Source organism: Dyella soli, assembly GCF_054482295.1.
This window is the reverse complement of sequence record NZ_JBTFFU010000001.1, coordinates 1,930,686-1,956,452: the sequence shown is the minus strand read 5'-3', so window position 1 is coordinate 1,956,452 and position 25,767 is coordinate 1,930,686. Positions and strand designations below refer to the sequence as shown.

Genomic DNA, 25,767 nt, shown 5'->3' with positions numbered 1-25,767 from the left:
GTATCTGGGCTCGCGAACCGGCCATTCTATCAAGACTGGGGCCGGGACCGCTGTTCCCGCAGGATGCGTCGCCGCTCCAGGCTCTCCGGCGGCCAGTAGTCGTCCAGCCGGTAGAACTCCTCCACGGCCGGCAGGCCCGCGGGAATCACCACCCAGGGCTGCTTGGAGGTGGTGTAGATGTGGATGTCCGGGCTGACCCGGTGGGGTTCGTCCAGCGTGCCGACCCGGATGAAGGCGACGGCATCACCGCCGCCGCCGTAGTGGCTCCACAGCGCCAGGCGGCAGCCGGGGCAGCGCATGATCTTCTGGCCCATGCCGCTGTGCGATGGCGTCATGATCACTTCCGTCATGCCCCGGAGCAGGGTCAGCCGCTCGGTCTCGATCATGGCGTTCAGGGCGAACGCGGTGCCGGTTTCGCGCTGGCACCAGCGGCAATGGCAGCAGTGCACGAACAGCGGCGGGCCGATCAGCTGGTAGCGCACCTCGCCGCAGTCGCAGCCGCCTGCCAGGACAGGATCGCCGGTCATCATGTCGTGCCCTCCTATCCGGTGGTCAACAGGTCCTCGAAGAACGCGCCGTACGGTTCGCTCGGGTGGGTGATCTGGATCTCCAGGATCCACAGCCCGTCCGACGGTCGTTCGCCCAGTTCGCCAAGGTCGCCGGCCTTGTGCACGGCGTGCGGAAAATCGCTGACGCGATGGCCCTTGACCTCATGGTGCAGGCGCCAGCCCATGGCCTCGGCGCGCTGGCTGGCGAAAGCGTAGAGCGCCTCGCCGGTCATGCCCTGTGTGCGCCAGGCCTCGGCCACCGTGCGGAACAGCTCGCGCGCGGCTGCGGCGCAGGCGTGGTGTTGCGGATCGTTGCCGACCACGAAGGTGTCGCCGACGTCGCCCTCGTGCCCCTCGAAGACCAGTCCCAGGTCGACGAAGTAGATGTCGTTTTCGCCAAGGCGTACCGACGGGTCCGATGGCTCGCGATACGTGCGCGTGGTGTTCGGGCCGATGCGGATGATCACCGGGTGCCAGAGGCGCTCCATGCCCAGCTGGCGAAACACCTCGGCCGCCTCGGCCTTCGCCTCGTCTTCGCTGATGCCCGGGCGCATGCGCTCGCGGATGCCGTGCAGTGCGGCCCAGCTGCGCTCGCGCGCGTGCTGCATCCGTTGGGGGTCGAAGCGATCGCCGACCGCTTCCTGCCGGGTGTGGTTCATGGGGCGATTCGTGGGTGCGGGCGAAGATCAAGCATGGCACAGCGGCCCGTCGTCGTCTTTGCCGGGGCGCTCAGGAGAGTGCCACCAGGGCCAGCCCGATGAGCGCCGGCAGGGCCTGGATCAGCAGGATCTTCCTGCTTGCCGTGAAGCCGCCGAACACGCCGGCAATCAGCACGCAGCCGAGGAAGAACAGCTTGATGTCGGTGCCGTTGCGGCCCAGCCAGCAGCCCCAGAACAGGCCTGCAGCGAGAAAGCCGTTGTACAGGCCCTGGTTGGCCGCCAGCACCTTCGACTGCGCGGCGAATTCCGCGGTGAGGCCGAACGCGCGCCGTCCCGAGGGTCGGTCCCACAGGAACATTTCAAGGACCAGGAACCACACGTGCAGCAGGGCGACCAGGAGCACGACAGCGTTGGCGGCAAGGGACATGGGCTTGGCAATGGGCTGGACGGGAGGCGCAGTGTTGCAGCCGGGGCGCTTTCCCGCAAACCGCGAAGAGCGGCCGCAGTCGGCCGTTTTCCTAGGACTTTCAGCCGATTGTGGGGCATGGGGGCAGGGCGTACGGTCGCGGGGCCGGGTTCCGAAGGGAGTCATGCCAGGCGACAGCGACGTCCAGTCAGGGGCGGTGGGCAACGCCCGGCCACATTCCACATCCGGAGAGTCGCAATCATGAAGAAATCACTGCGTGCGGGCCTGCTGCTGGTCCTGCTCTGTCCCGTGTGCGCGATGGCACAAAGCGCCTTCGACGGCACGTGGAAGGTCGACATGAGCAAGGTGCAGATGTCGAAGAAACCCGATGTCGTCGTGCTGCAGAACGGCAAGTACGAGTGCAAGACCTGCGTGCCGGCGATCGACATCAAGGCCGATGGGCAGGACCAGATGGTCACCGGCCATCCTTATTTCGACACCATGGCGATCCAGGTGGTCGACGACCACACGGTGAAGGAGACGGACAAGAAGGGCGGCAAGGTCGTGGTGACCGCGACCACCAAGGTCAGCGCGGACGGCAAGACCGCCCATGTCGACTTCACCGACAGCAGCAACACCAACTCGGCGCCCGTGACCGGCAGCGGCGACATGAAGCAGGTGGCGAAGGGTCCCACTGGTTCCCATGCCCTGTCCGGTTCCTGGGTGATGGCGAACATGGACAACATCTCTGAGAACGGCATCCTTTTCACCTACAAGAATGCCGGCGGCATGTTGAGCATGACGACGCCGACCGGGCAGTCCTACGAGGTGAAGACCGACGGTACGGAAGCACCTTTCAAGGGTGATCCGGGCATCACCAGCGTGATGGTCAAGCAGATGGGCAAGTCGACCATCGTCGAGACCGACAAGCGTGACGGCAAGGTCATCGCCGTCATCAAGTCCACGGTATCCGCCGATGGCAAGAGCATGGACGTGACCTACGACAACAAGCTGCAGGACCGCACGATGTCCTACGTCGCGGTCAAGCAATAGGGCATGCGCCGCCGTGCCCCCGGGGCGCGCCCGGGGCACGGCGGCCCGCGAAGCCATGTATGCCACGGCAATTGACCGACGTTTATGCGCCTAGACGTTTAGACGTCTATTGACACGCCATCCGGTTGTCGCTAGATTCCCCCTTACTCATCGAGACCGGCGGAGGGACAGGCCCTTTGAAGCCGGGGCAACCTGCGGAGACAGTCCGCAACGGTGCCAATTCCTGCGGCGGCGCTTCGGGCGCCAGCCGCGAGATGAGGGCAGGTCAGCACCGCCGCGCGTTTGCCGGCCGTGCCTTGCTCTCTTCTCCGGTCCGCAGCGCGATGCCCGACCGGAGAACAGACGATGTCCAGCCAGCCGCAACCCGTTCCTCCCGCCGTGACCGCGCTTCCCGTGGCTGCCGGCGCCCAGCGGCCGGACCTCACCACCCAGCGATGCGCCCGCCGCGTTTCCGTCGCGCCCAAGTACGGCAGCGCGCCGGTCGAAGTGGATGTTCGCTACCTGTGGTGCGGCGCGCCTGATGCGCCCACGGTGATCGTGCAGGGCGGCATCTCCGCCAGCCGCGACGTCGTGGCGCTGGACAGCGAGGCCGCGCCGGGCTGGTGGCAGGCGCAGGTGGGCGCCGGACAATCGCTGGACCTGGACCGCTTCCGCGTGCTCTCCATCGACTGGATCACGCCGGCGGATCTCGGTGGCGTGCAGGCCGTTTCCAGCGAAGACCAGGCCGACGCCTTGGCCGCCCTGGTCGATGCCTTGGGCATCGGGCGTGCGCATGCGTTCATCGGTTCCTCGTACGGCGCGATGGTGGCGCTGGCGTTTGCCGCGCGCCACCCGTACGCGCTGGGCCGTCTCGTGCTGCTGGCCGGCGCGCATCGCCCGCATCCGCTGGCCACCGCGCAGCGCTCCGTGCAGCGCGGCATCGTGCGGCTCGGCCTGGAAAGCGGCCAGCCCGGGCAGGCGCTGGCGCTGGCTCGCCAGCTCGCCATGACCACCTATCGCGGCAGCGAGGAGTTTGCCCGGCGCTTTACCGCGGCGCCGGAATTTCGCGACGGCCGCTTCCATTTCCCCGTCGAGGATTACCTCGAGCACGCCGGCCGCCGCTTCGTGGAGCGTTTCGACGTGGAACGCTTCCTCGCGCTGTCCGAATCCATCGACCTGCACGACGTGACGCCCGAGCGCGTCGCCGCGCCCGCCACGCTGATCGGCTTCCCGTCCGACCGCCTGGTGCCGCTGGCCGACCTGTGCGAGCTGCAGCGCCGCCTGCATGGCCCGGCCACGCTCGAAGTGGTCGAGTCGCCGTATGGCCACGATGCCTTCCTCAAGGAAACCGATCGCCTCGCACCTTTGCTGCGCGAAGCGCTGGCCGGCTGTTGATACAGACCCCAAGAGCAAGAAGCACGCACGGAGATTCACCATGAGCGACACCACCGCCCCCTGTACCCAGTCGGGCATAAATACCCCGCCGGGTATCAATACCCGCGCCGTGCGCGCCGGCATCGAATCCGACACCCAGCATGGCGCCGTGGTGCCGCCGCTGCACCTGTCGACCAACTATGCGTTCGACGGCCTCGGCGGCAAGCGCGCCTATGACTACTCGCGCAGCGGCAATCCCACGCGTGACCTGCTGGGCAACGCACTGGCCGAGCTGGAGCAGGGTGCAGGCGCGGTGGTGACGGCCAGTGGCATGGCGGCGGTGGCGCTGGCGCTGGAACTGGTGCCGGCCGGCGCGCTGGTGCTGGCAGCGCACGATTGCTACGGCGGCACCTGGCGCCTGCTCGATGCATGGGCGAAGAAGGGCCGCTTCCAGGTGCGCTTCATCGACCTCACCAGCAGCCATGCGCTGGCCGAAGGCCTGGCGTCGAAGCCCGCGCTGATCTGGGTGGAGACACCATCCAACCCGCTGCTGCGCATCACCGATATCCGTCACGTGGCGCAGGCGGCGCACGCGGTCGGCGCGCTGGTGGTGGTGGACAACACCTTCCTGTCGCCGGCGCTGCAGCAGCCGCTGGCCCTGGGCGCGGACGTCGTGGTGCATTCCACCACCAAGTACATCAACGGCCACAGTGACGTGGTGGGCGGCGCCGTAGTGGCGCGCGACCCCGCGGTGGCCGAGCAGCTGAAGTGGTGGGGCAACTGCAATGGCCTTACCGGGGCGCCGTTCGACAGCTTCCTCACCTTGCGCGGCCTGCGCACGCTAAGTGTCCGCCTGCGCCAGCACCAGGAAAACGCGGTGCGCATCGCCGAGCGTCTGGACGGCCATGCGGCTGTGCGCAAGGTCTACTATCCGGGCCTCGAGAGCCATATCGGCCATGCGCTGGCAGCCCGGCAGCAGCAAGGTTTCGGCGCCATGCTGAGTTTCGAGCTGGCGGGCGAGGTCGAGCACATCGCGGCTTTCGTCGATGGCTTGCAACACTTCTCGCTGGCCGAGTCGCTCGGAGGCGTTGAGAGCCTGATCGCCCATCCCGCGTCGATGACGCATGCCTCCATGGCCGTGGAAGCGCGCCGCGCCGCCGGCATTGCCGACAGCCTGCTGCGCCTTTCCGTCGGCATCGAGGACGGTGATGACCTGCTGCGCGACCTGGACGCCGCGCTGCTGCGCGCCGAGGCCGTGGGTGCCGTCAAGCGCCGGGTGAGCGCGTGAGCGCGGTGCTGCAGCGGGAGACCGGGCCCGCGGCGAAACCGCGGGCGTCGTCGGCCATCGCCGCGGTGCTGCTGGGTACCGGCGTGGTGGGCGGTGCCTTCCTCAAGCTGCTCAATACGCCGGCGGCGTCATCCATCCGCCTGGTGGGTGCGGCCAATTCGCGTCGCCAGCAGGTCCGCGCTGAACATCTGGCCGATCGCCAGCTGCGCGAGAAGCTGAAATCCCATGGCGACGCGCGCGACGATGCCGCCTTGCTCGACGCGCTCGATGCCACCGACGCGCCGGTCAAGGTCATCATCGATGCGACGGCCTGCGGCACGCTGGCCTCGCGTCATGCCGACTGGCTGGCGCGCGGCTATCACGTGGTCACCGCCAACAAGTCGTTGGCCGGCGGTGACCTGCCGGGCTGGCGCGCGCTGCAGGCGGCGCTGGCGCAGGGCGGTCGCTACGGCGACTCGGCCACGGTCGGTGCGGGCCTGCCGGTGATTTCCACGCTGCGCCGTTTGCGTCATTGCGGCGATGCGCTGCTGACGCTGGAGGGCGTGTTCTCCGGTTCGCTTTCCTACCTGTTCAACCAGTACGACGGCAGCCAGCCGTTTTCGACCTTGCTGCGTCGCGCGCGTGAGCTGGGTTATACCGAGCCCGATCCGCGCTCGGACCTGTCCGGCGAGGACGTGGCGCGCAAGCTGCTGATCCTCGCCCGCTGCGCCGGCTTTGCCCTGCGCCCGGACGAAGTCGAAGTGGAAAGCCTCGTGCCGGAAAGCCTGCGGCAGCTCGATGTCGACACCTTCCTTGCGCGGCTGGAGGAACTCGACGCACCCCTCGCTGCGCGTTACGCCGAAGCCCAGGCTCGTGGTGGCGCTCTGCGCTTCCTGGCGCGCCTCAACCAGCGCGGCCGTGCGCGCGTGGGCCTGGTCGAGGTGCCGGCTCATCATCCGGCCACGCGCCTGTACGGCACCGACAACCAGTTCGCCCTCAGCACCACGCGCTACAACACGCAGCCGCTGGTGATCCAGGGTCCGGGCGCGGGGCCCGAGGTGACGGCGCAGGCCTTGCTCGGGGATGTGCTGGCGCTGGCCTAGGCCATAAAAAAACGCGCGGCTCTCGCCGCGCGTTTCGGGTGCGCCCGGAACCGATGGCTCAGTGGTGCACGGGGTTGCTCAGGGCTTCCTGCTCGGCCTGTTCCACCGACGGCGTGCGCCAGCCGGACTTCACGCCCCACAGGTAGAACACCAGGCCGATCACCGCGACCACCACCAGGTCCACGCCGTAGGGCAGGTAACCCTGGCCGCCGAACATGTCGCTACCGAGCCACGACACCAGCGCCAGCGTCGGCAGGTAGCAGATCAGCCACCAGGCGCCCTTCATCTGCCGGCCGAAATCGTGCCAGCCGGACTTCGCCTGGTAGTACAGGTACACGGGCAGGGCCACCACCATCAGCAGGATGATCTCGCCGGTGAGCGGCCAGCGTCCCCAGTACAGCAACTCGGTCGCCATGATGAAGGCGATGCCGGCCAGCACCGGCAGGCCGCTGATGCGCAGCGGACGATGCAGGTTGGGTGCCGTGCGGCGGAGCGTCATCGCGCTCACCGGGCCGGTGAGATACGAAATGATGGTGGCCACCGAGATCACCGCCGCCAGCGTGCCCCAGCCGCGGAAGAAGAACAGGAACAGGAACGACACCGCCAGGTTGAACCACATGGCCGGACGCGGCACGCCCCACTTGGGGTGCAGGCGGCCGAGCAGCTTCGGCAGCGTGCCGTTGCGCTCCATGCCGTAGATCATGCGCGCGGTGGTCGCGGTATAGGTCATGCCGGTGCCGCTGGGGCTGACGAACGCGTCTACGTACAACAGCATCGCCAGCCAGTGCAGGTTGACGATGATCGCCAGCTCCGCGAACGGCGAGCGGAAGTCGATGCCGTGCCAGCCTGCCTTGGCCAGCATCTCCGGCGGCACTGCGCCGAGGTAGGCCACCTGCAGGATCACGTAGACGATGGTGGCGAGCACGATCGAGCCGATCACCGCGAAAGGAATGCTCTTGCCCGGGTTGCGCGCTTCACCGGCCAGGTTCACCGGACTCTGGAAACCGTTGAAGCTGAAGACGATGCCCGCGGTGGCCACAGCCGTGAGCACGGCGGCAAAGTCGATGGAGTGTGCATCACCATGCACGCCCACCGCGAAGTTCTCGCTGTGGAAGCCGCTGGCGATCAGCGCCAGGCCGGTCGCGGCCGGCACCACCAGCTTGAACACCGTGATGGCGGTGTTGGAGCGCGCGAACAGCTTCACGCTCCAGAAGTTCACCAGGAAATAGATGATCACCAGCACGGCGGCAATCGACAGGCCGGCGGGTGCCAGTTCGCCGCGGCCATCGGGCATGTGGATGTACAGGTCGTGCGCCCACTGCCACGGCCACGACGCCATGTACTGCACCGATGCCTCGGCCTCCACCGGAATCACCGAGACGATGGCGATCCAGTTGGCCCAGGCGCCGATGAAGCCGACCAGCGAACCGTGCGAATAGTGGCTGTAGCGCACCATGCCGCCCGACTCGGGGAACATGGCGCCCAGTTCGGCATAGGTCAGCGCGATGGTCATGATGATGGCCGCGCCCAGCACCCAGGCCCAGACGGCGCCCGGGCCGGCCAGTCCCGCCGCGCGCCAGGCGCCAAACAGCCAGCCGGAGCCGATGATCGAACCCAGGCCGGTAAGCATGAGGGCGAACGGGCCGACGTCGCGTCGGATCGGAGATTGAGACATGCAGGTCCCCAGTGCAGTGGATCGACGGGCCGCCACCGGGGCGACACACAAGGGGCGGATGATGACAGACCCGTCACGCCGCTGTCAGCCCGCCGGGAGTCATGGTCGGTTGCGTGGTGCGGCAGGCAAGTGGCTGAAGCGGTTGTGGAAAGGGGTGCTTGCTGGGTGCTTCGCATGGGTCGGCGGGGCGTTGTCGCCGGCGTGCCGCCTGCCGGCAGGCAGTCGAAACGCCCGCTGCGTAAGCGGCAAGCTGGCCATGGCGCTCAGCACTCGATCACATTGACGGCCAGTCCGCCACGCGACGTTTCCTTGTACTTGTCCTTCATGTCGCGCCCGGTGTCGCGCATGGTGGCGATCACCTTGTCCAGCGACACGCGATGCTTGCCGTCGCTCTTGAGCGCCATGCGGCTGGCGTTGATCGCCTTCACCGAACCCATCGCGTTGCGCTCGATGCAGGGAATCTGCACCAGGCCGCCGATGGGATCGCAGGTCAGGCCGAGGTTGTGCTCCATGCCGATTTCGGCGGCATTCTCCACTTGCAGCACATTGCCGCCGAGTGCGGCGGTGAGGCCGCCCGCGGCCATCGAGCAGGCCACGCCCACTTCGCCCTGGCAGCCCACTTCGGCGCCGGAGATCGAGGCGTTTTCCTTGTAGAGGATGCCAATGGCGGCGGCCGTCAGCATGAAATCGACGATGCCGTTCTCGTCCGACTTCGGGCAGAAGCGGTGGTAGTAGTGCAGCACCGCCGGCACGATGCCGGCCGCGCCATTGGTCGGCGCGGTGACCACGCGGCCGCCGGCGGCGTTCTCCTCGTTCACCGCGAGCGCGTACAGGTTCACCCAGTCGAGGATGGTCAACGGGTCCTTCAGGGCGGCTTCCGGCTCGCTGCGGAGCTCGGCCGCCATGGCCGGCGCGCGACGCACCACCTTCAGGCCGCCCGGCAGCACACCCGGTGAACGCAGGCCGCGGTTGACGCAGTCCTGCATCGCCTTCCAGATGGTGAGCAGGCCCGCGCGCGTATCCGCCTCGCTGCGCCAGACTTTCTCGTTCTCCATCATCAGCTGGGCAATGGACAGCTGATGCTTCTCGCATAGCGCCAGCAACTGGTCGCCGGTGGAGAACGGATAGGGCTGCTCGGTGGTGTCGGCCACGATGCGGTCTTCGGCCGCCTCGTCGTGATTCACCACGAAGCCGCCGCCGACCGAGTAGTAGTCGCGCGTGGCCAGCTCGTGGCCTTCGGCGTCGTAGGCGGAAAAACGCATGCCGTTGGTGTGGAACGGCAGCTTCTGGCGCTTGTTGAACACCAGGTCGCGCTTCTCTTCGAATTCGATCTCGTGCTTGCCCAGCACGCGCAGGCGATGCGTCGTGCGAATGCGCGAAAGCGTCTCGGGAATGTGGTCGGGGTCGACCGTATCCGGATGCGCGCCTTCGAAACCCAGCAGCACCGCCTTGTCGGTGCCGTGGCCGCGACCGGTCATGGCCAGCGAGCCATAAAGCTCGGCACGCACGCGCGTCACGCGGTCAAGCACGCCTTTTTCTTCCAGCCAGCGCTCGGCGAAGCGCGCGGCGGCGCGCATGGGGCCAACGGTGTGCGATGAGGAAGGACCAATGCCGATCTTGAACAGGTCAAATACGCTGACAGCCATGGACACACGCAGAGTGGGCGGGGAGAGCCGCACATTCTACGCGGCCTGCCGCGCCATGGTTGCCGCGCCGCAGCGACGGCAAGGGTGCGCACGCGTATGGAGCACAGCGCGGCGGCATGCCCCTGGCTTCTCTTCCTGCACGTGCAGCGTGCATGTCGGGCGGCGTCCTGGCGCCGCGCCCTGAAGATCCAGGCCGATCGCGCCTGGCACCGCTGACGACCACGTCCGCCCGTCGCAAGAGTGGGCGCAGCCCGGTGAAGCCGGGCAAGTGACACCCGGCTGGGTACGACGCGGTGGCTGCCCCGCGCCACCGCCACGGTGGCGCTCGCCGGATCGGCAGGGCTCGGGTATCTTCCGCGGCCTATGTCGACGCGATATGTGCTTTACCAGCGGGACTACTGCCATCTGTGCGACCAGGCGCTGGCCGTGATGGCCGAGGCGCTGGCGCCGGATTTCGACAGCGTGTGGGTCGACGACGATGCGGCGCTGGAAGACCGCTACGGCGTGCGTGTGCCGGTGCTGCGGGACATGCAGGACGGACGTGAGCTCGATTGGCCGTTCGATGCGGCGGCGGTGCGCTCGTTTTTGGCCGTGGCGGGCTGAGCGCACGCCGGGCTGGCCCTGGCGGCGGGCCTCAGCGCGACTTCAGTCGCCGCAGGATTTCATCGCGCGCCTCGCGCAGGATCGAATCGCGATCGAGGCTGGCGACGATGTCGGCGACGGCACGCTTGGCGCCTTGTTCACCCCACGACTTGCCCGCCACCAGGTAGCGTTCGGCCGCGCGACCGATCAGCACCGTCGCGTACCAGCCCAGCGCGCCCTGCGCAGCGGCAGTCACCACCACCGACAGCCCCGTGCTGACTCCCTTGAGCGCGGAGGCGACCAGCTGCACGCCCCATATCGCACCCATCAGCGCCGCCAGCTGCGCGGAAATCACCGCGACCAGCCGGCCGGACTCGCTGCGCGTCAACGGCAGGCCGTAGACGCGTGACAGCTGCACCACCATCGCGGCATCCAGCCCGGCGGCAGCCAGCAGGTCGGCGATGGGGATCGGGTTGAGGGCCACGGCCACGCCCTTGGCCAGGCAGTACTGGCGGATGACCCGGCTGGCCAGCTCGCGACGGCTGCGGGCGATGCGCGCGCTGACCTGGTCGGTGAGTCGCCCTGCATAAAGTCCGGCGTTGAGCGCAGACAGCGTCTTGCCTTCGCGGCGCGCGATCGCCAGCAGCCGCTCGCGCAATGCCGCCACATCGGGAAGCGGCGCTTGTTCCGGGGCGTGCGTGTCCGCAGGCATGGCATGGGCGGCAGCGGGGCGGGCAGCCACGGCGATCACGTCCTCGGCGCGCAGCAAGCCTGCGGTGCGCTCGCGCAAGCGTTCAAGCAGCGCGGCGATGTCGTCCGCACCGTAGCGGTCGGCCTTGTTGAGCGCGAGCAGCAGCGGGCGCTGCGTGGCGGCCAGCGTGTGGATGGCGTCGAGCTCGTCGCGGGTGAGGTCGCCGTCGGCCACGAACACCACGAGGTCGCTCACCTCGGCCACGTCGAAGGCCAGTCGCTCGCGTGCTTCGCCATCCAGTTCGTTGATGCCGGGCGTGTCGATCAGCACCAGGCCGTCCTGGTTCGCTTCGTCGAGCACGGCCTGCTGGGCCGTCGTGGTGGTGCCGTGCAGCACGCCGACGGCGAAGCGCTCGCGACCGAGCAGTGCGTTGCCCAGGGCGGACTTGCCAACGGAGACGCGACCGAACACGGCCACATGCAGTTCACCGCGCTCCAGCCGTTCCAGCATGGCTTCGATGCGCCGGAAATCGCCGGCCAGCTCGCTGCGGATCGCGTCCGGAATGGTGGGGTCGTCGAGCAGGCTGCGCAGGCTCGCCGTGACGCGCGATGAGGCGGCTCCCGTGTGCATGGCCCCGCGCGTGCCGGCAGCCTGCGCGTCCGGCTTCAGCCAGCCGCGCAGGCGCCGCCACAGCGAGTCGGTCGCCATGCTGGCGAATTACTTGGCGGTGAGTACGAGGTGCGCGTTGATCTTCACGTCGGCGCCGATCACCGAGGTGTCGGCGTAGTCGCCGGTGCCCACGCCGAAGTCGAGGCGCTTGACCGACCCGGTGACATCGAGCGTGGCGCCGGCGCCCTGCGGCTTGAACGTCACGTTGAGGCTGACCGGCTTGGTCACGCCACGCAGGGTGAGGTTGCCATCGGCGATCACCTGCGCGCCGTTCTGGCGGAAGCCGGTGGTGACGAAATGGGCCTTGGGAAATTTCGCGACGTTGAAGAAGTCGGGTCCCGGCAGCGCACCGTCGCGATCGCTGTCGCCGGTCTTCACGCTGGCGAGGTCCACCTCGACGTCGAACTTCGACGCGGGGAGCTTGCTGGCGTCGTAGCTGATCGCCGCCGTCCACTTCGCGAACGTGCCATCGAACGACTGGCCTTGGAAACTGGCGGCAAAGCCAAGCTTGCTGCCGGCCGGTTGCGTCACGTAGTCCGCGGCACTGGCCAGGCCGGGCAGGGCCAACGTGAGCAGCAGCGGGGCGAGGAAGCGGGAAGCCAGGCGGTTCATCAGTGTTCTCCTTGGGATGGGGCGCCGTTGCGCAGGCGGCGGAAGGGGAGCATGCGCAGCAGGGTGTTGTCGCGGTCGACCAGGTGGTGCTTGAGCGCGCCGGCAATATGCGGCACCAGCACCAGCACGAGGAACCAGAACAGGTATTCGTGCACGGCATGCGCCACAGGGCTCATGTCGCGGTTGGCCTGGGCCAGCGCAGGCAGGTTGAACAGCTTGAAGAACTGCAGCGGCTTGCCCACGATCGAGTTGAACCACCAGCCGCTGAGCGGCAGTGCGGCGATCAGCAGGAACAGCAGGCCGTGGACCGCGTGAGCGGCGACCTTCTGCCAGCGCGGGGCGGGATCTTCCTGCGGGCGGCCATCAAGCCAGCGCCACAGCACGCGCAGCAGCAGCAGCGCCAGCACGGTCAGGCCAATGGACTTGTGCAGCGCCAGCCAGTTGATCTTGCGCATCGGCGATCCGGCCAGCTCCATGCACAGGCCGAAGATGCCGTTGCCGATGATCAGCAGGGCGGTGATCCAGTGGAACGACTTGGCGACCGCGCCCCATTGGCGACGGTTGCTGCGAAGACTCATGGTGACTCCTTGTTGGATGGCGCGTGATCGTCCTGGATGGCTTCCAGCTCGAGCCAGACGCTGACGCCGTGGCCGATCGAATTGGCGTTGGCGGTGATGCCGAAATCGTCGCGGTTGAGCAGGGTGGTGGCGGAAAATCCGGCGATGGTGTGCAGGCCGTATACCGTCGCGCCCACGCGGTTGACGGTGAACGCCAGGTCCACCGGCCGCGTCACGCCGCGCAGGCTGAGCGTGCCGTGCAGCACGCCGTGCTGCTCGTCCTTGCGCTCGACCGAGGTGCTGGCGAAATGGGCATAGCGCGTGCGCTCCGCATCGAGGTAGGCCGGCTTGCGCACGGCCGCGCTCCACGCCTCGTCGCCCATGTCCAGGCTGGCCAGGTCGATGTCGAGTTCGGTGGCGGACTGGCTCCAGTCGTCGGGATCGAAGCGCAGCCAGCCCTGGGCGATATGCAGCCGGCCAAACGGCCGCGAGAAGCCGTTGTGGTCGATGCTGAAGACGATCTGGCTATGGGTGGTGTCGTAGTGATACGTCGTCGGCGCGGCGAACGCGGCGGCGAGTGGCAGCCACGCGATCGCGGTGGCGAACAGGGCTCGTCTTGTCAGGCGTGACCAGGGCATGGGCGAAAGTCTGGATGATCCGGAAGGGTGGCGCCAGCGGCACGATCGGAACGGATTGTTTCCGCCGTGACATCTTGGCCTTGCCCGGTGGTGGGCACGGCCGGGCGGCGGGACGGCCGCTCGTCACGGCGCATGGTCGCGTTCCCGCCAGGCATCCATGGTCAGGGTCGCCAGCTGGCGGATGCGCGTCGAACCACTGTCGCTGAGCAGGGTCTGGAGCCGCGCGCCGGCGTCCTGCTGGTCCAGCGCCTTGCGTTCGGCGAGCGATGCGGCGAGCGCGCGACCCATGCTGTCGAAGATCAGTGCATAGGCAAAGGCATGCAGGACGCCACCACCGAGGGTGCCCAGTCCGGGGAACGCCTTGAGCGCGTTGCCCGCGATGGCCAGCACGATGGAACTGCCGGTGCGCAGGCTGAGCCTGGCCTGCTGCACGAAGTCGTCGATCTGCACATCGCTGACGCGCACCTCATGCAGCGCGGCGAGTTCGCGCGTCAACGCCGCGGCCAGCGCGCCCTGGATCACCAGGTCGCTGCCGGGTGCCACCGCGGCCATGGCGCCCACCACGGCACGGCGTGCGTACTTGCGCACGATGCGTTCGCTGTCGGCCGCGCGCGTCTTTGCCTCCAGCGTGCCGGTGCGTTCGTGCAGGCCGGCGAGCACCGCGTGTTCGCGCTGCGCTTCGAGGCCTTCGGCGCCTTCGGCCACGAGGCGGGACAGGGCGTCGAGCAGGGGCTCGATGGCGGGCTTGCGCTGGCGCTCGACCTGTTCGATGCCGCCGTCGGCGAGCTGGCGCTGGAAGCGTTCCGCACCGCCCGCGCTGACGGCGACGACGGCACTGGCCAGCCCCGTGGTCTGCTGGCGCAGGCGTTGCCTGAGCAGGTCCAGCTCGTCGATGCTCCACTGGTCGGCCTTGTTCAGCGCCACCACCAGGGGCTTGCCGAAGGCGGCGAGCCAGCGCACTTCCTCGGCCTGGCTGCGGGTGAGATCGCCCGCGCACAGATAGACCACCGCGTGCGCGCGCAGGGCCTCTTCGCGCGCCATGGTTTCGTAGGCCACGCCATCCGCCTCGCGGCTGCCCGGCACATCGGCAACGACCAGCATGCGGCCGTCCGGCAGCTGGCTGTCGACGTGCATGACCTGGCGCGTGGTACCGCCGCGCACGTCGCTGCGCGCCGTCGATGACGGCGACAAGGCGCGCAGCAGGGTCGACTTGCCGGTGGAGATCTGCCCGAACAGCGCCACGTAGACGCGCCCGGTGGCGCGACGGCGATCGAGTTCCGCCAGTTCCTCGTCCAGCGCCTGGGTCTCGGCCCCACGGGACTGCAGGCGCTCGAGGCGTTGTTCCAGCGTGCCGCGGTCCGGTGCCGGCATCGGCTTTGGCCGGCGGCGGGGGCGCACCAGCCACCACAGCACGGCCAGGCCCGCGATCGAGAACGCGGCCAGCACGCTGCCCAGCGTCCATTGCAGCCAGGCGGGCAGGCCCAGGAAGCGTTGTGCCAGCGCCAGCGCGCGCTCGGCGATGGCGAGCAGCAGCCATAGCAGGGCCGCCAGGGCAATGGCGGCGATCAGCCAGCGCAGTCGACGTGACATGGCCGCATGGTAGAGCTTGTCCGGTCGCGGCGCCCGTGAGGCCCTTTCACGAAGCCTTGATCGTGGCGCGCGGCACCGGCGACGGGCGCAGGCGCTGCCCGCGCCGGCCAACGCCGGGTTTACCTGGCGCGGCTCGTCCTGACACAACGGCTCTGGCATGATCGATCGACTTGGGGGAGAACATGCTGCCGTCCTTGCTGCTCAGTGCGTTCCTGTTGGGGAGTGTGCCCACGGCGTCGCCGCCGGTGGCGCCTGCCGCGCCCGCGGCCAGCACGCGGCCCACGCCGCAGTTCCGGCGCTACGGCACGGCCGAAGGGCTTCCCAGCAGCAGCGTGTACACCGTGGTGCAGGCACCGGACGGGGCCATGTGGTTTGGCACCAAGAGCGGCATCGCGCGTTACGACGGCGTGCGCTTCAGGGTGTTCCGCCATGACGTGGGCGACCCGCAGTCGCTGTTCAACAACGGCATCTCGGCCCTGCTGTTCGATCGCGGCGGGCGCTTGTGGGCGGCGGGGCTGGAGGCGGGCCTCAACCGTTACGACGACCGCGCCGGCAGCTTCCGCCACTGGGGCCACGACCCCGGCGATCCGTCCAGCCTGGGCAGCGACAAGGCGTGGTCCATCGCGCAGACCGGCGACGGCACGCTCTGGGTCGGCACCGCCGTGGGTCTGGACCGCCTCCGCGTCGACGGGCGTGGTTTCGACCACGTGGTGGTGGCCGGTGGCGATGCCACCGCGCTGGGCACCGTGGGTGCCCTCTACGTCGACGCCCAGGGACAACTGTGGGTCGGCAGCGACAACGGCGTGTACCGCCGCGACAGCCTGGGTGACTTCCACGCCGTCACCACAGGGGTCGCGGGGCAGGCCCTGGATGCGTGGCGCATCGAGGGCGATGGCGACGAAGTGCGCATCGCCTCGTCGCATGGCCTGTTCATTGTGGGCAAGGACGACATCGCGCGGCAGGTCGGGCGCGGCCAGGTGCCCGAGACCAACGTGCTCAGCAGCGCGCGCGATCGCGCCGGGCGGCTGTGGATAGGCACTCAGCGCGGCCTGTTCCTGCAGAACGGCAAGGACGATCCGATCGAAGGCGTGGTGAACCAGCCGGTGCTGTACGGCAACCTCCCCGGCACCTGGGTATGGCAAGTCCAGCACGACAACGAAGGCGGGCTGTGGATCGCCTTGTTCGACGGCGGCGTGGCTTATCTCGCGCCGGGCTGGAACAGCGTCAGCCGCTTCACCCATATTCCCGACGACGACAGCAGCCTGCGCGACTCGGTCGCCTACGCCGTGGCGCGTGCGCGCGATGGCGCCGTGTGGGTCGGCGAACGCAGTGGTCGGGTGGATCGCCTGTGGCCGGCGACCGGCAAGGTCGAGCACGTCTTGTCGGGCCTGCGCGGCGACGTGCTGGGCATGACCGAGGACGCGCACGAGCGCCTGTGGATCACCGTTCAGGGCGCGCTGTTCCGTTATGGCGATGGCAAGCTCGACATGGTGCCCGCCAGCAGCCAGGGCATGAAACATCCGCTCGAGGTGGAGCTTGGTCCGGACAGCAAGCTCTATGCCCGCACCTTTGGCGAAGGCCTGTTCCGGGTCGACCAGGACACGCTCGCCGTCACGCCGGTGCCCTTCGTTCCGGCAGAAGAGAAGGCTCGCTGGGGCAGCCAGATCACGCTGCACGATGGCGTGTTCTGGTACGCCAGCGATGCCGGCATGCTGCGCCTGGACCGCACCTACGATCACTTCGAGCCGGTGCCCGGCGTGACGCGCGGCGAGGCCGTGGACGCGTTCGACTTTACCGACGACGGCATGTGGATGGCGCGGCCCGATGGCCTGGAGCATTACCACTACGACGGCGACGGGCTGCGGCTCGATCGCAAGGTGGATGCGGCGCATGGGTGGCCGTCGATCAACGTGGTCGACCTCGCCGTCGACCGCCACCGGCGCGTATGGGTGTTCGGACGCGATGGACTGTGGCGATTCGATCCGCGCAGTGGCGGCTTCCACCAGCTGGGCCTGCAGGACGGCCTCAGCAACGGCGAATTCCTGCGCGGCTTCGCGCGCGCACCCAACGGCGGCATCTACGCGCCCACGCTGGGCGGTGTGATGGGCTTCAATCCCAATCGCGTCGACGAGGCGGTGACGCCGCAGCCCGTCACGCTCACGCGCATCAGCGTGCGGCGCGACGGCGAGCTGCAGAACCTGCCGGTGCCGGTGTCCGGCGAACTGTTCCTGGGCTGGAAGGACAGCGGGCTCAACATCGAGTCGCGCGTGTTCTCCTATGTCGACCCCGCGGCCAATCGCTACCGCTTCCGCCTCAGCGGCGTCGATGCGGGCTGGGTCGACACGGGCAGCCGCGGCGAGCGCGATTTCGCCGGCCTGGGCATGGGCGACTACACGCTGGACGTGATGGCGGCCGGCGCCGATGGCGTGTGGGCGCACCTGCCGGTGCCGCTCACGATCCACGTGCAGGCGCCGCCGTGGGCGCGCTGGTGGGCCTGGTGCGGTTACCTGGTGATCGTCGTGCTGCTGGTCTGGCTGGCCTTGCAGGCATGGCGGCGCCGGCTGGCGCAGCGCCACCAGATGCAACTGGCGGAACAGCGCAGTCGCCTGGCCGAACAGGCCAGCGCCGCGAAGACGCAATTCCTCGCCACGCTCAGCCACGAGATCCGTACGCCGATGACGGGCGTGATGGGCATGGCCGAGTTGTTGCTGAGCACGCCGCTGAGCGGCACCCAGCGCGGCTTTGCCGAGGCGATGCAGCGTTCCGGCGGCATGCTGCTGAAGCTACTCAACGACGCGCTGGATCTGGCGCGCATCGAGGCAGGCAGGCTGGAACTGGAGAACGCGCCGTTCGATCCGCGCGGACTGGTCAACGACGTGGCGCAGCTGGAACTTGGCCAGGCCCGCGCCAAGGGACTGCGCTTCGACATCGACATCGCCGACGAGCTGCCGCACCGCATGATCGGCGACGCGGTGCGCATCAAGCAGGTGTTGCTCAACCTCGCCAACAACGCGCTCAAGTTCACCGAGCATGGCGGCGTCACCGTGCGCGTGCGGCGCACCGACGACGGCCTGCGCTTCAGCATCATCGATACCGGCCCGGGCATTCCCGAGGCCAGCCAGGCGCGCCTGTTCCAGCGCTTCGAACAGGTCACCGGGCCGCAGCGGCGCGCCGGCAGCGGCCTGGGCCTGGCGATCTGCCGCGAGCTGGTGGCGATGATGGGCGGCAATATCGAGCTGGAATCCAAGGTTGCCCACGGCAGCACGTTCCACGTGCGCCTGCCGCTGGCGGTGGCGCAGGAGCCGCCCACGGTCGCGGCGACGCGGGGCGAAGGGCAGGCGGCCGGCCAATGGCACGTGCTGCTGGTCGAGGACGATGTAATCGTCGCGGCGGTGATACGCGGCCTGCTGGAGCGCCAGGGGCATGAAGTGCGCTACGTCGGCAACGGCCTCGGCGCCCTGGCGGAACTGGCCCAGGCGTCATGCGACGTGATCCTGCTGGACCTGGACCTGCCCGGCATCGATGGTTTCCAGATCGCGCGCCTGATCCGCCAGCGCGAAAAGGCGGGGCAGCGCTTGCCGATCGTGGCGATCACCGCGCGCTCGGGCGGTGACGAGGAAGCGCGCGCGCGTGCCGCGGGCATGGACGGTTTCCTGCGCAAGCCGCTCACCGGCGAGCAATTGACCGATGCCATTGCCGAGCAGCTGGGTGCACCGGCGGCGGATATCCAGGCGCACGCGGACGGCGACTGACGCGGCCGGCGCGGCTGCCGCCTTACATGTCGAACTTGTTGACCTCGAAGCCCCGGCGCTTGTACTCGGCCCAGCGCGTGCGCGAGCCCTCGCGCTCCGCCGGATCGGCGGCGACCACTTCCAGCACCCGGTCGCAATGGCCGGCCGGGCATTGTTCGCGCAGGTTGATCTGCAGCGGGCGATCGGGCGTGTCGATGCCGGGCGGCACGATCAGGACGGCGGTATGCACGTCGTCATCGTCGCCGGCGAGCTGGTGCGTGATGAAGCCGTCCTCGTCGAATTCCCACAGCAGTTCGTCGATCGCCTCGGCCTGCGCGAAATCGCGCGCCAGGATCAGCGTCGGCTGCTGCGTCGCGTGCGCGCGCTTGGCCAGCTCGCACACGAGCAGCAGGGGCTGTTCGCGAAAGCGCGGCTTGTCGATCAGGTAGAAGTCGGCGCGGGGCATGGGCGAACCGGGCAGTGGGTGACGAGGAGTGACGAGTGGGGGGAAGGCGTCAGGCACCTTCCCCCGTGGCTCACTTCTGGGTCTGGCTGGCCTGGTTGATCAGCCACTGCACCAGCAGCGACACCGGGCGACCGGTGGCCAGGCCCTTGCGGCCTTCATCCCATGCCGTGCCGGCGATGTCCAGGTGCGCCCAGCGCTGGCCTTCGGTGAAGCGCGCCAGGAAGCAGGCCGCCGTAATCGCACCGGCGTTCTTGCCGCCGATATTGGCGACGTCGGCAAAGCCCGATTCCAGCTGCACCTGATAGTCGTCCCACAGCGGCAGGCGCCAGGCGCGGTCGAGCGTCTGCTCGCCGGCGGCGACGAGCTCGGCGGCGAGGTCGTCATGCTTGCTCATCAGGCCGGTGGCGTGCTTGCCCAGGGCGACGACGCACGCACCGGTCAGCGTGGCGGCGTCGATCAGCACCCTCGGCTGGAACGTCTGCACGGTGTAGGTCAGCGCGTCGCACAGGATCAGGCGGCCTTCGGCGTCGGTGTTGAGCACTTCGATGGTGAGGCCCGACAGGCTGGTCAGCACGTCGCCCGGGCGGTAGCTGTCGCCGTCAGGCATGTTTTCCACCGCCGGCACCACGCACACGAGGTTGAGCGGCAGGCCCAGTTCCACCGCGGCGATGAAGCCGCCGAGCACGCCGGCGGCGCCGCCCATGTCGAACTTCATTTCTTCCATGCCCGGGCCGGGCTTGAGGCTGATGCCGCCGGTGTCGAAGGTGATGCCCTTGCCGACGAACGCGTAGGGCTTGTCGCCTTCGGCGCCACCCTTGTATTCGAGCACGACGAGCTTGGGCTTGTTGGCCGAGCCACGGCCCACGGCGAGCAGCGAGCCAAAGCCCAGCTCGGCCATCTTGTGCTCGTCGAGCACGTTGCAGCTCACCTTGTCGTGCCGGCCCGCGAACTGCTCGGCCTGGCTGGCGATGTAGGCGGGATTGCAGATGTTCGGCGGCAGGTTGGCCAGCTCGCGCGCGAAGCGCACGCCGGCGGCGATGGCGACGGCCTGGTCGAGGCCGGCCTGCGCATCGTTGCCCGCGGCCAGGGTGAGGGCGGCGAGTTCCGGCTGCGCGCTCTTGTCGCGGGGCTTGAAGGTGGCGGTGTAGCGATAGGCGGCGTAGTCGGCGGCCAGTGCGGCGGTGCGCACGCGCCAGGCGGCGTCATGGCCGGGCACGTCCACGTCGGTGAGGTAACAGGCGGCACTGTCGATGGGCAGGCGGCCGAGCGCACGCACCGCTTCGATGATCACGCGCTGGAAGCGTGCACCGTCGAAGGTCTTCTGCGTTCCCAGTCCCACCACCAGCACGCGCCTGGCCGTCACGCCCTCGGGCGCAAACAGCAGGGCGGTGGTGCCGGCCTTGCCGGTGATGTCGCCGCTCTCCACCTGGCGCTTGATGGCGCCGTGCGCGGCGGTATCCACGCGGGCGGCTGCACTGGTGAGTACGCCGTTCTCATAGACGCCGACCACCACGCACGGGGTGTCGACGGATTCGGGAGCGGCGGAGCCAAGGCTGAACTGGAGAGTCATGAAAACGTCCTGCGGAAAGGTCCGGAAAGGCCCGGACAGGCTAGACTTGAGGTTTGCCGACCCCGGAAAGGGCGGCGCCAAGCCCTTTATGTTATCGCATGTCGAGAACCTGTCCCCATGACCCGGGTGATAGCCCTTACACTTCAGCGTTGTTTCCCGCCCTGCGCGCGACCCCCGGGCGGCGCGGGCCATTGTGTGCGTGAGGGCCGTTTCTGAGCATCCTCGACCGTTATTTCCTGCGTGAGCTGGCTCAGACCGTAGCCGCGACCGCCATCGTGCTGCTGGCCATCATGTCCGGCACCTCGTTCGCGCACGTGCTGCAGCAGGTGGCCAACGGCAGTTTCCCGGCCAGCGTGATGTTCCAGGTGCTGGGCCTGAACATGCTCGACGGCCTGACCACCCTGCTGCCGCTGTCGGCGTTCCTGGGCGTGCTGCTTGGCCTTGGCCGCATGTACCGCGAGAGCGAGATGCACGTGCTGGCCTCGTCCGGCATGGGCGCGACGGGACTGTTGCGCCCCATGGCCATCCTGTCGCTGGCAGTCGCCTTGCTCGTGGGCACGGTGTCGTTGTGGCTGGGACCGTGGGCGGCGCGCACGTCCGATGCGCTGGTCGCCGCGGCCAACCGCTCGGTGATCGCCGCCGGTCTCGATGCCGGTCGCTTCACCGAACTGCCGGGCAAGGGCGGCATCATCTTCGTCGACCAGCTCAGCCGTGACGGCAGCCAGCTCGGCAACACCTTCATCGCCACCGAGCGCGTCGGCAAGGACAAGGTGCCGCACGTGAAGCTGGTGACCGGCAAGACCGGCCAGCTCTACCAGGAAAGCGACGGCAATGGCCGCTTCCTGGCGCTGCACGCGGGCTGGCAGTACGAAATTCCGCTGGGCGCCGACAACTGGCGCAAGATGCAGTACGAGCGCAACGATGCCTCGCTGTCCAGCATCCAGTCGGACAACAGTGACGAGGATCCCGCGCACTCGCTGGGCACGCTGGCCCTGCTGCGCGTGGAAACGGGCGATGCGCGCGCCGAGTTCGCCTGGCGCACCATCGCGCCGGCGATGACCCTGGTGCTGCTGATGCTGGCGCTGCCGCTGTCGCGGGCGACGCCGCGCGAACCGCGCTTCGGCCGCCTGCTGCTGGCCGTGCTGAGCTTCTATCTTTACTACCTGCTGCTGGCGTTGTGCCGCGGGCAGATCATCAAGGGCCACTGGCACCATGCAGGACCGATGTGGATGGTGAGCTTCCTGGTGTTCGGCCTCGCCGCGTGGATGTTCCGCAGCCAGTACATCGAGCGCAGGCCGCGCAAGGCGGCTGCATGATCGCCGCGCTTCGCATCAAGCGGGTCGACTGGCTGGTCGGCATCACGGTGCTGTCCTCGATGCTGATGGTGTGGCTGGTGATCACCGGCCTCGATGCGGTGGTCCAGTTCCTGCGCCAGCTCGGCAACGTGGGCAAGAACGGCTACACGCTGACCAGCGCGATCATCTACGTGCTGGTGACGTTTCCGCGCCGCCTGTACGAGATGTTCGGCAACGCCGCCTTGATCGGCGGCCTGCTGGGCCTCGGCGGCCTGGCCGGCAGCAACGAACTGACGGCGCTGCGCGCCTGCGGCCTTTCCAAGCTGCGCATCGCGCTCTCGGCGATGGGCGTGGTGGCCGTGCTCATCGTGGGCGTGGTGATCCTTGGCGAGACGGCGGCGCCGTGGGGCGACCAGCAGGCGCAGGCCATGCAGCTGCGCCTGAAGTCCAATACGGTCGGCATGGGCGGCAGCTCGGGCCTGTGGGCGCGCGACGGCGAGCGCATCATCAACGCCAAGGGCTGGACGGCCAAGCGCACCGGCACGCACAGCACCGTGCAACTGCACGACGTGCGCGTGTTCACGCTGACGCCGGACGGCCAGGTCACCCGTTTCGACTGGGCGCAGTCCGCCGAACACGACGGTCGCCAGTGGGTGATGAGCAAAGTGCGCAGCACCACGCTCGATGAGCAGGGCACGCACTCTTCGGTGGCAGCCAGCCAGCGCTGGGAATCGCATCTCAACCCGCAGGTGCTGGAGCAGTCGGTGATCCAGCCGCAGTACCTGCCCATGCGCGACCTGCGACGCAACATCAACTACCTGGAAGAGAACGGGCAGAACCCGGGCGTGTATGCCTCGGCGTTCTGGACTCGCGCGCTTTATCCGCTGAACGTGCTGGTGCTGGTGTTGTGCGCCATGCCGTTCGCCTTTGGCGCGTTGCGCTCGGGCGGCCTGGGCAAACGCATGTTCATCGGCATGCTGCTGGCCATCGGCTGGTATTTCCTGCAGAAGGCGATGGTGAATTTCGGCACCGTCTACGGCGTGCCGCCGCTGCTGGCCAACCTGTTGCCCGCACTGATCCTCGCCCTGGTCGCCTGGCTGTACTTCCGCAAGTACGGCTGATGCGCAGGGCGGCGGTCGCCCGGGTGTCCGGGTCCGCCGGCGCACCTGATGCAAAGCTGCGTTCCTGCGCGAGTCGGGCGAACAAAGCGGCATGGCGAGCCCGGCTCGCGCAGGGCGCTTGCTCCGCTGCGGGCGAGGGCTCAAGCTTCGGGTCTGCATCTGGAGCGAGCTACCGTCGTGGACCTGATTGACCTGCGCAGCGATACCGTCACCCGTCCCACCGCCGCCATGCGCGCGGCCATGCTGGACGCCGCCGTGGGCGACGACGTCTACGGCGAGGACCCGACCGTCAACGCACTGCAGCGACGGGTCGCGGCCGAGCTGGGTTTCGAGGCGGCCCTGTTCGTGCCCACCGGCACGCAGTCGAACCTGCTGGCGCTGATGTCGCACTGCGAGCGCGGCGACGAGTACCTGGTCGGCGCCGATGCCCATACCTACAAGTTCGAAGGCGGCGGCGCGGCGGTGCTGGGTTCCATCCAGCCGCAACCGGTGGCTCACGACGGTGACGGTACGCTGCCGCTGGACAAGGTTGCCGCGGCGATCAAGCCGGTGGACCCGCATTTCGCGCGCACGCGCCTGCTGACCCTCGAGAACACCTGGCACGGGCGCGTGTTGCCGATGGACTACCTGCGTGCCGCGCACGATTTTGCACGTGAGCGCGGCCTGGGCCTGCATCTGGACGGCGCGCGCCTGTTCAACGCGGCCGTGGCCAGCAACGTGCCGGCGCGCGAGATCGCGCAGTTGTTCGACAGCGTGTCGGTGTGCCTGTCCAAGGGGCTGGGTGCACCGGTGGGCTCGGTGCTGGCCGGTTCGGCCGCGCTGATCGACAAGGCGCGCCGCTGGCGCAAGGTCGCCGGTGGCGGCTGGCGACAGGCCGGCATGCTGGCGGCCGCCGCCCAGTATGCGCTGGACCATCACGTGGCCCGCCTGGCCGATGACCATGCCCGCGCCGTCAGCCTCGCCGCCGGCCTTGGCGTCATTCCCGGCGTGAAGCTGCTGGGGCAGTTCACCAACATGGTGTTCGTCGACGTGCCGGCCGACCGGCTGCGCGAACTGGACGTCCATCTGCGCGAGGCCGGCGTGCGTATCAGCATCGGTTACCTGCCGACGCTACGGCTGGTCACGCACCTGGACGTCGATGACGAAGGCATCGCGCGGACCGTGCAGGCCTTCCGCAGTTTCTTCGCGCGCGGCTAAGCCGCCGCCTCGCACCGACCCCGGGCCGGGGCGCGCCGGATCACTTCGCGGCGCGATCGAACTTGCGGATGAAATCCTTCACCTGCGGGTAAACCGTCTGGCGCCAGCGACGCCCGCTGAAGATGCCGTAGTGACCGGCGCCTTCGACCACGCGGTGCGCACGGCGATCGGCAGGGATGCCGCTGCACAGGTCGTGGGCAGCCTCGGTCTGGCCCAGGCCGGCGATATCGTCCAGCTCGCCTTCGATGGTCAGCAGGGCGGTGCGGGTGATCGCCTCGGGCTTCACCCGTTCGCCTGCCACGTCCCACAGCCCGCGTGGCAGCAGGAACTGCTGGAACACGGTGGAAATGGTGTCGAGGTAATACTCGGCCGGCATGTCGAGCACGGCGTTGTACTCGTCGTAGAACTTGCGGTGTGCCTGGGCGTCGTCTTCGTCGCCGCGCAGCAGGTTCTCGTAGAAATCCCAGTGCGAATTCACGTGGCGACCGGGGTTCATGGCGATGAAGCCGGCGTGCTGCAGGAAGCCGGGATACACCTCGCGGCCGCCACCGGGGTAGTTCGACGGCACCGTGTGGATGACGTTGCCCTTGAACCAGCTCAGCGGACGCGTGGTGGCCAGGTTGTTGACGCCGGTGGGGTTGCTGCGCGGCTCGATGGGGCCACCCATCATGGTCATGCTCAGCGGCGTTTCCTCGCCGCGCGCGGCCATCAGCGATACCGCGGCCAGTACCGGCACGGTGGGCTGGCACACCGAGATCACATGCAGCTGGCTGGCGCCGATGTGGCGGATGAATTCCTCGATATAGGCCACGTAGTCGTCGAGATGGAACGGGCCTGCGCTGGCCGGCACCATGCGCGCATCGACCCAGTCGGTGATGTAGACCTTGTGGTCCTGCAGCAGCGTGCGCACGGTGTCGCGCAGCAGCGTGGCGTGATGGCCCGACAGCGGCGCCACCACCAGTACGGCCGGATCGGTCTTCAGTTGCTCGATGGTTTCCGGATCGTCGCTGAAGCGCTTGAAGCGCTTGAGCTGGCAAAACGGCTTGTCCAGCACCACGCGTTCGATCACGGCGATTTCCTGCCCGTGCGCGGTGACCTGCGGAAGATCGAAGGACGGCTTCTCGTATTCCTTGCCCAGCCGGTGCAGCAGTTCGTACCCGGCCGCCAGCCGCTGCGCTCCCGGCATGTGCGAGAGCGGACTGGTGAGGTCGCTGAACATCTTGGCACTGGCGTCGGCGTAATGGCTCAGCGGGCCGAGGAAGGCACGCTGCCACTCATGGATCTGATAGAGCATGGGGTCGAACCGGGAGCGTCTGAAGACCTCATCTTACCCGGTTT

General features: G+C 68.5%; 22 protein-coding genes and 1 riboswitch. Of the genes, 9 read left to right on the top strand and 13 right to left on the bottom strand.

The genetic code is table 11. The annotated features are described in order from the left end of the window. Positions 1 to 29: 29 nt before the first annotated feature. The 3 genes from ACXU4B_RS09035 to ACXU4B_RS09025 form a co-directional block, all read right to left on the bottom strand. The gene (locus tag ACXU4B_RS09035; RefSeq protein WP_131409739.1) at positions 30 to 530 is read right to left on the bottom strand and encodes a GFA family protein; all 501 of its coding nucleotides are present in this window, start codon (positions 528 to 530) and stop codon (positions 30 to 32) included. Positions 531 to 541: 11 nt separating this feature from the next. Then, entirely contained in the window at positions 542 to 1,207 is a 666-nt protein-coding gene (locus ACXU4B_RS09030) for a M24 family metallopeptidase (RefSeq protein ID WP_165583169.1), read from the bottom strand. Between the two features lie 70 nt (positions 1,208 to 1,277). Further along, positions 1,278 to 1,634: a DUF1304 domain-containing protein gene (locus ACXU4B_RS09025; protein ID WP_131409737.1), complete on the bottom strand. Its 357-nt coding sequence runs from the start codon at positions 1,632 to 1,634 to the stop codon at positions 1,278 to 1,280. A 240-nt stretch (positions 1,635 to 1,874) separates the two neighbouring features. On the opposite strand from ACXU4B_RS09025, the gene ACXU4B_RS09020 reads away from it, so the two are divergent. The 4 genes from ACXU4B_RS09020 (at position 1,875) to ACXU4B_RS09005 (ending at position 6,389) form a co-directional block, all read left to right on the top strand. Beyond that, positions 1,875 to 2,666 (top strand): hypothetical protein, encoded by a 792-nt coding sequence (locus ACXU4B_RS09020; protein WP_131409735.1) that lies wholly within the window; start codon positions 1,875 to 1,877, stop codon positions 2,664 to 2,666. Positions 2,667 to 2,810: 144 nt separating this feature from the next. Next, positions 2,811 to 2,927: riboswitch (SAM riboswitch) on the top strand. A gap of 84 nt (positions 2,928 to 3,011) precedes the next feature. Beyond that, the gene (metX, locus tag ACXU4B_RS09015) at positions 3,012 to 4,040 is read left to right on the top strand and encodes a homoserine O-succinyltransferase MetX (protein ID WP_131409733.1); all 1,029 of its coding nucleotides are present in this window, start codon (positions 3,012 to 3,014) and stop codon (positions 4,038 to 4,040) included. 40 nt (positions 4,041 to 4,080) lie between these two features. Next, positions 4,081 to 5,307, top strand: coding sequence for a cystathionine gamma-synthase (gene metB / locus ACXU4B_RS09010; RefSeq protein WP_131409731.1), 1,227 nt, complete (start codon positions 4,081 to 4,083; stop codon positions 5,305 to 5,307). After that, positions 5,304 to 6,389 (top strand): homoserine dehydrogenase family protein, encoded by a 1,086-nt coding sequence (locus ACXU4B_RS09005; RefSeq protein WP_131409729.1) that lies wholly within the window; start codon positions 5,304 to 5,306, stop codon positions 6,387 to 6,389. The genes metB and ACXU4B_RS09005 overlap by 4 nt, the downstream gene beginning before the upstream one ends. A 58-nt stretch (positions 6,390 to 6,447) precedes the next feature. On the opposite strand, the gene ACXU4B_RS09000 is transcribed toward ACXU4B_RS09005, so the two are convergent. Next, positions 6,448 to 8,064 (bottom strand): APC family permease, encoded by a 1,617-nt coding sequence (locus tag ACXU4B_RS09000; protein WP_131409727.1) that lies wholly within the window; start codon positions 8,062 to 8,064, stop codon positions 6,448 to 6,450. A 263-nt stretch (positions 8,065 to 8,327) separates the two neighbouring features. Then, positions 8,328 to 9,710: an L-serine ammonia-lyase gene (locus ACXU4B_RS08995; RefSeq protein ID WP_131409725.1), complete on the bottom strand. Its 1,383-nt coding sequence runs from the start codon at positions 9,708 to 9,710 to the stop codon at positions 8,328 to 8,330. Positions 9,711 to 10,073: 363 nt separating this feature from the next. Here ACXU4B_RS08995 and ACXU4B_RS08990 point away from each other — a divergent pair, with 363 nt between their 5' ends. Next, entirely contained in the window at positions 10,074 to 10,313 is a 240-nt protein-coding gene (locus tag ACXU4B_RS08990; RefSeq protein WP_131409723.1) for a glutaredoxin family protein, read from the top strand. Between the two features lie 31 nt (positions 10,314 to 10,344). Here the strand turns inward: ACXU4B_RS08990 and ACXU4B_RS08985 are convergent, their stop codons facing one another. The 5 genes from ACXU4B_RS08985 to ACXU4B_RS08965 form a co-directional block, all read right to left on the bottom strand. Continuing rightward, positions 10,345 to 11,691 carry a GTP-binding protein gene (locus ACXU4B_RS08985; protein ID WP_131409721.1) on the bottom strand — a complete coding sequence of 449 codons (1,347 nt, stop codon included), beginning with the start codon at positions 11,689 to 11,691 and terminating at the stop codon, positions 10,345 to 10,347. A 9-nt stretch (positions 11,692 to 11,700) separates the two neighbouring features. Then, on the bottom strand, positions 11,701 to 12,264 hold the full coding sequence (locus tag ACXU4B_RS08980; RefSeq protein WP_131409720.1) for a YceI family protein: 564 nt from the start codon (positions 12,262 to 12,264) through the stop codon (positions 11,701 to 11,703). Beyond that, the gene (locus ACXU4B_RS08975) at positions 12,264 to 12,842 is read right to left on the bottom strand and encodes a cytochrome b (RefSeq protein WP_131409717.1); all 579 of its coding nucleotides are present in this window, start codon (positions 12,840 to 12,842) and stop codon (positions 12,264 to 12,266) included. The genes ACXU4B_RS08980 and ACXU4B_RS08975 overlap by 1 nt, the downstream gene beginning before the upstream one ends. Next, positions 12,839 to 13,459 (bottom strand): YceI family protein, encoded by a 621-nt coding sequence (locus ACXU4B_RS08970; protein ID WP_131409715.1) that lies wholly within the window; start codon positions 13,457 to 13,459, stop codon positions 12,839 to 12,841. Before ACXU4B_RS08970 ends, ACXU4B_RS08975 begins: the two co-directional genes overlap by 4 nt. Positions 13,460 to 13,582: 123 nt before the next feature. Next, positions 13,583 to 15,049, bottom strand: a complete 1,467-nt coding sequence (locus ACXU4B_RS08965) for a GTPase (RefSeq protein ID WP_131409714.1) — start codon at positions 15,047 to 15,049, stop codon at positions 13,583 to 13,585. A 182-nt stretch (positions 15,050 to 15,231) separates the two neighbouring features. Between ACXU4B_RS08965 and ACXU4B_RS08960 the strand changes: the two genes are divergently transcribed. After that, a complete protein-coding gene (locus ACXU4B_RS08960) occupies positions 15,232 to 18,801 on the top strand; it encodes a hybrid sensor histidine kinase/response regulator (RefSeq protein ID WP_131409712.1) in 3,570 nt (1,189 codons plus the stop codon). A 22-nt stretch (positions 18,802 to 18,823) separates the two neighbouring features. Here the strand turns inward: ACXU4B_RS08960 and ACXU4B_RS08955 are convergent, their stop codons facing one another. Next, positions 18,824 to 19,246, bottom strand: a complete 423-nt coding sequence (locus tag ACXU4B_RS08955; protein ID WP_131409710.1) for a DNA polymerase III subunit chi — start codon at positions 19,244 to 19,246, stop codon at positions 18,824 to 18,826. 70 nt (positions 19,247 to 19,316) lie between these two features. Beyond that, positions 19,317 to 20,816, bottom strand: a complete 1,500-nt coding sequence (locus tag ACXU4B_RS08950; protein ID WP_131409708.1) for a leucyl aminopeptidase — start codon at positions 20,814 to 20,816, stop codon at positions 19,317 to 19,319. Positions 20,817 to 21,034: 218 nt separating this feature from the next. On the opposite strand from ACXU4B_RS08950, the gene lptF reads away from it, so the two are divergent. From lptF to ltaE, 3 genes are all read left to right on the top strand, one after another. Continuing rightward, positions 21,035 to 22,132 (top strand): LPS export ABC transporter permease LptF, encoded by a 1,098-nt coding sequence (lptF, locus tag ACXU4B_RS08945; protein WP_276322570.1) that lies wholly within the window; start codon positions 21,035 to 21,037, stop codon positions 22,130 to 22,132. Next, positions 22,129 to 23,232, top strand: a complete 1,104-nt coding sequence (gene lptG, locus ACXU4B_RS08940; protein ID WP_131409704.1) for an LPS export ABC transporter permease LptG — start codon at positions 22,129 to 22,131, stop codon at positions 23,230 to 23,232. The genes lptF and lptG overlap by 4 nt, the downstream gene beginning before the upstream one ends. Positions 23,233 to 23,409: 177 nt before the next feature. Next, positions 23,410 to 24,429, top strand: a complete 1,020-nt coding sequence (gene ltaE / locus ACXU4B_RS08935; protein WP_131409702.1) for a low-specificity L-threonine aldolase — start codon at positions 23,410 to 23,412, stop codon at positions 24,427 to 24,429. Positions 24,430 to 24,469: 40 nt separating this feature from the next. Here ltaE and ACXU4B_RS08930 read toward each other — a convergent pair whose 3' ends face one another. Further along, complete coding sequence (locus ACXU4B_RS08930) at positions 24,470 to 25,723, bottom strand: polyhydroxyalkanoate depolymerase (RefSeq protein ID WP_131409700.1); 1,254 nt, start codon at positions 25,721 to 25,723, stop codon at positions 24,470 to 24,472. Positions 25,724 to 25,767: the final 44 nt, after the last annotated feature.